Source organism: Streptomyces sp. NPDC049577, from assembly GCF_040675635.1.
In the GTDB taxonomy this organism is placed as follows: domain Bacteria; phylum Actinomycetota; class Actinomycetes; order Streptomycetales; family Streptomycetaceae; genus Streptomyces.
In genome coordinates this window covers 1-7805 of the sequence record NZ_JBFAPH010000298.1, presented here as the reverse complement: position 1 = coordinate 7805, position 7805 = coordinate 1, and the positions used below count along the sequence as shown (strand labels likewise).

The window sequence follows — 7805 nt, the reverse complement described above, 5'->3', positions numbered from 1 at the left end:
CTACGGCGTCCCGTACCTCAAGGGCCCCGAGGTGTGCCGGCGCCCGCTGCCGTACATGCCGAACGTCCGGGTGGTGCAGACCCTGACCGCCGGCATCGAGCACATGCTGCCGAGCCTGCCGCTGCTGCCGGCGGGCACGCGGCTGTGCAACGCGCGGGGTCTGCACGACGCCAGCACCGCCGAGCTCACGCTCGCGCTCATCCTCGCCGCCCTGCGGGACATCCCCGGCTTCGTCCGGGCGCAGGACGCGGGGGAGTGGCGGCAGGAGTTCCGGCCGTCCCTCGCGGACCGGTCCATCCTCATCGTGGGCTATGGCTCGATCGGCAGTGCGATCGAAGACCGGCTCGCGCCATTTGAGTGCGCGCGGATCGAGCGCGTCGCGCGCTCCCCCCGCACCACAACACGCGGCCCGGTACACCCGGTCACCGCCCTGCCCGACTTGCTCCCGGACGCCGAGGTGGTCATTCTCGCGACGCCGCTCACCGACGACACCCGCGGGCTCGTCAACTCCGCGTTCCTCGGCCGGATGCGGGACGGGGCGCTGCTGGTGAACGTCGCGCGGGGTGCCGTCGTCGACACCAAGGCCCTCCTCGCCGAGCTGGAGAGCGGCCGGCTACGGGCCGCGCTGGATGTCACCGACCCCGAGCCGCTGCCCCCGGGGCACCCGCTGTGGAGCGCGCCGGGCGTGCTCATCACCCCCCATGTGGGTGGCCCGTCCTCGGCGTTCCACTCCCGGGCGAAGGCGCTCTTGCGCGATCAACTGGCCAGATTTGTACTGGACGAGCCTCTGCGGAATGTCGTAGCCGTGGCGGACTGACAACGGACCGCTACCACGCAGCGGCATCATTCGGCTGCGCTGCGTATCCGTAATCCCGTAGCCAGTTACGCTATGTATATGAGCTATGTCCCTGAGTGACGAGTCTGGTGTATCGTCCCGACCGGGGGCTGCGCCGCGCACCGTACGGCCGCAGCGATGTACCGGAACTCGAGGGGGGCGACGGGCGAGATGCACGGCCGATGGACGATCCACCCGACGCGGCTCAGGCGACAGTCACAACTTCGGCCACGGGACCGGGGCCCGTACGGCCGCCCGCTCACCGCCCCGTCCGGGGCCCTGCCCGGGGCGGCGGCGCGGTGAGCGCCACCGGAGCGGCCCTGCCCCGGCGCCCCGGGCCGGCCGGGGGCCCGGCCGTGGTCTCCCAGCTCCTCCTCGCCCTGGTCTGCGGCGGTTACGCCACGGGCGCCGCGTTCGGCTGGGGTTCGGCCGAGCTGTCCAAGACCATGGGCGACTTCGGCCTCAGCGGCGCGGCCGGCGTCGCCGCCGCGTCCTGCTTCTGGTACGCCCGCACGCACGGCACCCGGTTCCGCCCCGCCTGGCTGCTGTTCGCGGCCTCCTCCGCGATGGCCGGCATCGGCAACGCCGTCTGGGGCTGGTACGAGGTCGTCCTGGAGCGGCACGTCCCGAGCCCGTCCGCGGCCGACTTCTGCTTCCTGCTCTTCGCGCCGCCCGCCATCATCGGGCTGCTGGTGCTCGCCCGCCGCCCGGTCACCCGGGCCGGCTGGGTCTGCCTCGGGCTGGACTCCTGGCTGATCGGCGGCTCGCTGCTCACCCTCTCCTGGAGCCTCGCCCTCGCGCACACCGCACACTTCGCCGGCGAGACCGTCGCCCAGGCCGCGCTCTCGCTGGCCTACCCGCTGCTGGACATCGTGCTGGTGTCCATGGTCCTCGCCCTGCACTTCCGGCGAACGTCCGCCAACCGCTCCGCCGTCAACACCGCCATCGCGGCCCTCGCCCTGACCGTCCTGTGCGACGCGCTGTTCACCTCGCCGCTGCTCAAGGCGCACTACCGCTCCGGCCAGATCCTGGACGCCGGCTGGTTCGCCGGCTACATGCTCATGGCCTACGCGCCCTGGGTGGCCCGCGAGGACAGCGACGAGGCCGCCGCGCGCCCGGGCCGCCCGCTGCCGGCCGCCGGCCGGCCCATCGCCGGCTCGCTCGCGGCTCTCACCCCGTACCTCGCGGCCGCCGTCTGCACCCTGGGCATCCTCTACAACGTCCTCGACGGCCACCACGTCGACCGCGTGGTGCTCTTCACGGGCTGCACGGTCGTCCTCGCGCTCGTCATCCGCCAGGGCATCATGCTCCTCGACAACATCTCCCTCACCCAGGAACTGGCCCAGAAGGAGAACCACTTCCGCTCCCTGGTGCAGGGCTCCAGCGACGTCATCATGATCGCCGCGCCCACCGGGATACTGCGCTATGTCAGCCCGGCCGCCACCGGGGTCTACGGGCGGGACGCCGAGGAGCTCATCGGCTCCGAACTCGCCTCGCTCATCCACCCCGAGGACCTGGGCCGGGTGGTCCACGAGGTGCGCCGCTTCCTCGCGGCGCCGCCCGCCGAGGAGCCCACCACCCGCATCGAGTGCCGCTTCCGCTCCGGCAACGGCGAGTGGCTCAACGTCGAGTCCACCGTCAACCGCCACCACGGGGGTCTGATCTTCAACAGCCGGGACGTGACCGAGCGCGTCCGTCTCCAGGCCCAGCTCCAGCACACCGCCGAGCACGACCCGCTCACCGACCTGCCCAACCGCGCCCTGTTCACCAGGCGCGTCCAGCAGGCCCTCGCCGGGCGCAGAGTGACCGACGCGGGCACCGCCGTCCTCTTCATCGACCTCGACGGCTTCAAGGCCGTCAACGACACCGTCGGCCACCAGGCCGGCGACGAGCTCCTCGTCCAGGCCGCCCGCCGGCTCCAGGACTCGGTGCGCGCCGGGGACTCCACCGCCCGCTTCGGCGGCGACGAGTTCGCCGCGCTCATCATCGGCGACGGCACCCGCGACCCCGCCGCCCGCGAGTACCGCATCCTGGAGGTCGCCGACCGGCTGCGGCTCACCCTCTCCCAGCCCTATCTGGTCGAGGGCGGCACCGAGGTGCGCGTCGCCGCCAGCATCGGCGTGGCCTTCGCCGAGCCCGGCATCACCCCGGGCGAGCTCATGCGCAACGCCGACCTGGCGATGTACCGCGCGAAGCAGGCCGGCAAGGGCCGCGTCGAGCTGTACGCGCCGCAGATGCAGGCCGAGGTGGTCCGCCGCGCCGAGCTCGCCACCCGGCTGCGCACCGCGCTGCACGACGGCGAGTTCGCGCTGCTCCACCAGCCCGTCGTCGACCTGGAGACCGGGCGGATCGCCGCCGTCTCCGCGCAGGCCCGCTGGCGCTCGCCGCAGGGCATCCTCTTCACGCCCGACGAGTTCCTGCGGGTCGGCGAGCTCGACGGGGGCGACGCGAGCGCCCGCACCGCCGAGCTCGGCCGCTGGACCCTGGAGAAGGCCGTCGAGCAGGCCGCCCAGCGCCGCCGCGCCGGCCACGCCGTGCCCGTCTACGTCCGGCTCTCCGCCGCCCGGCTGCTCGACAAGGCGCTCCCGCCCAAGAACGTCGAGGAGCTCGTCCTGCGGTACGGCCTGCCGTCGGGCTCCCTCGTCCTGGAGCTCTCCGGCGGCGACCCCCGGGTGCCCCTCGACGAGCTGGAGGGGCGTCTGGTCTCCCTGCGCCGCTTCGGGGTGCGTGTCGCCCTCGACGGCTTCGGCAGCGGATACGCCGCGATGAGCGCGCTGCGGCGGCTGCCGGTCGACATCCTCCGGATCGACCGGGGGCTGGTCGACGGCGTCGTCGAGTCCGCCCGGCTCCACAAGATCACCGCGGGGCTGCTGCGGATCGCCGGCGACCTCGGCCTGCAGTCCGTCGCCGACGGCGTGGACGAGCCCGAGCAGGCCCGCGCCCTGCGCGCCATGGGCTGCACCCACGGCCAGGGCGCCGCCTTCGCCGGGGCTCTCGACGAGCACCGGCTGCGCCACGCCCTCGGTCGCGGCCCGTACACACTGCCGGATGTCACACGCCCGGGTGACGCCCGCCGGGGCGAACCGGCGGATGGCGGAAATCAGCTGCTCCTGGGCGGTGCGCTGCCCGTACGATCCGGTGCCGTGGGCAGTGCGGGAGCGCTGGCGCATGCGCCATTGCGCTCAAATAATGAGACGCCCGTCCCACCCACTTGACACCTCGTATGCGGCAGAGGGAGGGTCGGGGCCATGCGCACCCGAATTCTCGTACTTGGTCAGCGCGTCGGCTGAAGCAGGCCCTCTCTCCCGCCTGCTGAACGCGTCGGCGCGCTCCCCTCGCTTGCCTCACGGCACGAGGGGTTTTTTGTTGCACCGGAACGTCACAGACCCGCACGAACCCACCCGAACCTTCGAGCCTTCGAGAAGAGAATGTCGATGACCGAGCAGGCCAACGGGGCCCATCATCCGCAGCCGCGGCCCCGCAGCGGCGGGGCGCAGCCCGCCATCGTCGAGCACGTCACGGGTGCGCAGTCCCTCATCCGCTCGCTGGAGGAGGTGGGCTGCGACACCGTCTTCGGCATTCCCGGGGGCGCGATCCTCCCCGCCTACGACCCGATGCTCGACTCCTCGAAGGTGCGCCACGTCCTGGTCCGCCACGAGCAGGGCGCCGGTCACGCCGCCACCGGATACGCGCAGGCCACGGGCAAGGTCGGCGTGTGCATGGCCACCTCGGGGCCGGGTGCCACCAATCTCGTCACCCCCATCGCCGACGCGCACATGGACTCCGTGCCGCTGGTCGCGATCACCGGTCAGGTCGCCTCCAAGGCGATCGGGACCGACGCCTTCCAGGAGGCGGACATCTGCGGCATCACCATGCCGATCACCAAGCACAACTGGCTGGTCACCGACCCCGCCGAGATCCCGCGCACCATCGCCGAGGCCTTCCACGTCGCCTCGACCGGCCGCCCCGGCCCGGTGCTCGTCGACATCGCCAAGGATGCCCTCCAGGCCCGGACGACCTTCGTCTGGCCGCCGCACACCGAGCTGCCCGGCTACCGTCCGGTCACCAAGCCGCACTCCAAGCAGATCCGCGAGGCCGCCAAGCTGATCACCCAGGCCCGCCGGCCCGTGCTCTACGTCGGCGGCGGCGTCCTCAAGGCCCGCGCCACCGCCGAACTGAAGGTCTTCGCGGAGCTGACGGGCGCGCCGGTCACCACGACCCTGATGGCCATGGGCGCCTTCCCCGACAGCCACCCCCAGCACCTGGGCATGCCGGGTATGCACGGCTCCGTCGCCGCGGTGACCGCCCTGCAGAAGTCCGACCTGATCATCGCGCTGGGCGCGCGCTTCGACGACCGCGTCACCGGCCGGCTCGACTCCTTCGCCCCCGAGGCCAAGATCGTCCACGCGGACATCGACCCCGCCGAGATCGGCAAGAACCGCGAGGCGGACGTCCCGATCGTCGGCGACGCCCGGGAGGTCCTCGCCGATCTGATCGTCGCGGTGCAGCACGAGCACGCCGAAGGCCACACCGGCGACCACGCCGACTGGTGGGCCGACCTCAACCGCTGGCGCGAGACCTATCCGCTCGGCTACGAGCAGCCCGAGGACGGCAGCCTCGCCCCGCAGCAGGTCATCCGCCGCATCAGCGAGCTCGCGCCGAAGGACACCATCTACGCGGCCGGCGTCGGCCAGCACCAGATGTGGGCCGCCCACTTCATCGACTTCGAGCGGCCCGCCACCTGGCTCAACTCCGGCGGCGCCGGGACGATGGGCTACGCCGTGCCCGCGGCCATGGGCGCCAAGGCCGGCATGCCCGACCGCACCGTGTGGGCCATCGACGGCGACGGCTGCTTCCAGATGACCAATCAGGAGCTGGTCACCTGCGCGCTGAACAACATCCCCATCAAGGTCGCCATCATCAACAACGGCGCCCTGGGCATGGTCCGCCAGTGGCAGACCCTCTTCTACAACCAGCGCTACTCCAACACCGTGCTGCACTCCGGCCCCGAGGCCGACGGCACCGAGCCCTGCGCGGGCACCCGGGTCCCGGACTTCGTCAAGCTCGCCGAGGCCATGGGCTGCGTCGGGCTGCGCTGCGAGGACCCGGCACAGCTGGATTCGGTCATCGAGAAGGCGAACCACATCAACGACCGCCCGGTCGTGGTGGACTTCATCGTGCACCAGGACGCCATGGTCTGGCCGATGGTCGCCGCCGGCACCTCGAACGACGAGATCCTCGCCGCACGCGGTGTCCGCCCCGACTTCGGGGACAACGAGGACGACTGAGGGACGAGAGACGAGAGAAGAGAGAACCAGCCCATGACCAAGCACACGCTCTCCGTCCTGGTCGAGAACACGCCCGGCATCCTGGCGCGCATCGCCGCGCTGTTCTCCCGCCGCGGCTTCAACATCGACTCCCTCGCCGTCGGCGTCACCGAGCACCCCGACATCTCGCGCATCACCATCGTCGTCAACGTCGAGTCGCTGCCGCTGGAGCAGGTCACCAAGCAGCTCAACAAGCTCGTCAACGTGCTGAAGATCGTCGAGCTGGAGGACAGCGCGGCCGTCCAGCGCGAACTCGTCCTGGTGAAGGTGCGCGCCGACAACGAGACGCGCTCCCAGATCGTGGAGATCGTCCAGCTCTTCCGGGCCAAGACCGTCGACGTCTCCCCGGAGGCCGTCACCATCGAGGCCACCGGCGGCGCCGACAAGCTCGGCGCGATGCTCCGGATGCTGGAGCCCTTCGGCATCAAGGAGCTGGTCCAGTCCGGGACCATCGCCATCGGCCGCGGCGCCCGGTCCATCACCGACCGGAGCCTGCGCGCCCTGGACCGCTCGGCCTGACGGCCGCCCCGGTCCGCTTCCCGAAGACCCCTCGACCCTTACGCACCCGCCCGTCATACGGTGGGACCGCACAACCGCCCAACAAGGAGAAACCTCACAGTGGCTGCCGAGCTGTTCTACGACGACAACGCCGACCTCTCCATCATCCAGGGCCGCAAGGTCGCGGTCCTCGGCTACGGCAGCCAGGGCCACGCCCACGCGCTGTCCCTGCGCGACTCCGGCGTCGACGTCCGCGTGGGCCTGCACGAGGGCTCGAAGTCGAAGGTCAAGGCCGAGGAGCAGGGCCTGCGCGTCGTCACGCCCGCCGAGGCCGCGGCCGAGGCCGACGTCATCATGATCCTGGTGCCGGACCCGATCCAGGCCAAGGTCTACGAGGAGTCCGTCAAGGACCACCTCAAGGACGGCGACGCGCTGTTCTTCGGCCACGGCTTCAACATCCGCTTCGGCTTCATCAAGCCCCCGGCCGGCGTCGACGTCTGCATGGTCGCCCCCAAGGGCCCCGGCCACCTGGTCCGCCGCCAGTACGAGGAGGGGCGCGGCGTGCCCTGCATCGCCGCCGTCGAGCAGGACGCGAGCGGCAACGCCTTCGCGCTCGCGCTGTCCTACGCCAAGGCCATCGGCGGCACCCGCGCCGGCGTCATCAAGACCACCTTCACCGAGGAGACCGAGACCGACCTCTTCGGCGAGCAGGCGGTGCTCTGCGGCGGCGCCTCCGCGCTGGTCAAGGCCGGGTTCGAGACCCTCGTCGAGGCCGGCTACCAGCCGGAGATCGCCTACTTCGAGTGCCTGCACGAGCTCAAGCTCATCGTCGACCTGATGTACGAGGGCGGCCTGGAGAAGATGCGCTGGTCCATCTCCGAGACCGCCGAGTGGGGCGACTACGTCACCGGCCCGCGCATTGTCACCGAGCAGACCAAGGCCGAGATGAAGAAGGTCCTCGGCGAGATCCAGGACGGCAGCTTCGCCAACAACTGGATGAAGGAGTACCAGGACGGCCTGCCCCGGTACAACGAGTACAAGAAGGCCGACGCGCGGGCAAGCGCATCTGGTGCGAGGTCGACCGGGGTGGTCCGGTCTGGACTGGTGCTTTTGAGCCACAACACGCCGCGACAAATAGGGCGTAG

At 71.4% G+C, this 7805-nt stretch carries 5 protein-coding genes; all 5 read left to right on the top strand.

What is annotated here, in order from left to right; translation table 11 throughout:
• Positions 1 to 817, top strand: an 817-nt coding sequence (locus tag AB0K09_RS26025) for a 2-hydroxyacid dehydrogenase (RefSeq protein WP_366067822.1), incomplete at its 5' end; no start/stop codon positions are given.
• A 317-nt stretch (positions 818 to 1134) separates the two neighbouring features.
• Positions 1135 to 4050, top strand: a complete 2916-nt coding sequence (locus tag AB0K09_RS26020; RefSeq protein WP_366067821.1) for an EAL domain-containing protein — start codon at positions 1135 to 1137, stop codon at positions 4048 to 4050.
• Positions 4051 to 4269: 219 nt separating this feature from the next.
• On the top strand, positions 4270 to 6123 hold the full coding sequence (locus AB0K09_RS26015; protein ID WP_366067820.1) for an acetolactate synthase large subunit: 1854 nt from the start codon (positions 4270 to 4272) through the stop codon (positions 6121 to 6123).
• Positions 6124 to 6156: 33 nt separating this feature from the next.
• A complete protein-coding gene (ilvN, locus tag AB0K09_RS26010; protein ID WP_366067819.1) occupies positions 6157 to 6681 on the top strand; it encodes an acetolactate synthase small subunit in 525 nt (174 codons plus the stop codon).
• A 99-nt stretch (positions 6682 to 6780) separates the two neighbouring features.
• The coding region (gene ilvC, locus AB0K09_RS26005; RefSeq protein WP_366067818.1) for a ketol-acid reductoisomerase at positions 6781 to 7805 on the top strand (1025 nt) is incomplete at its 3' end.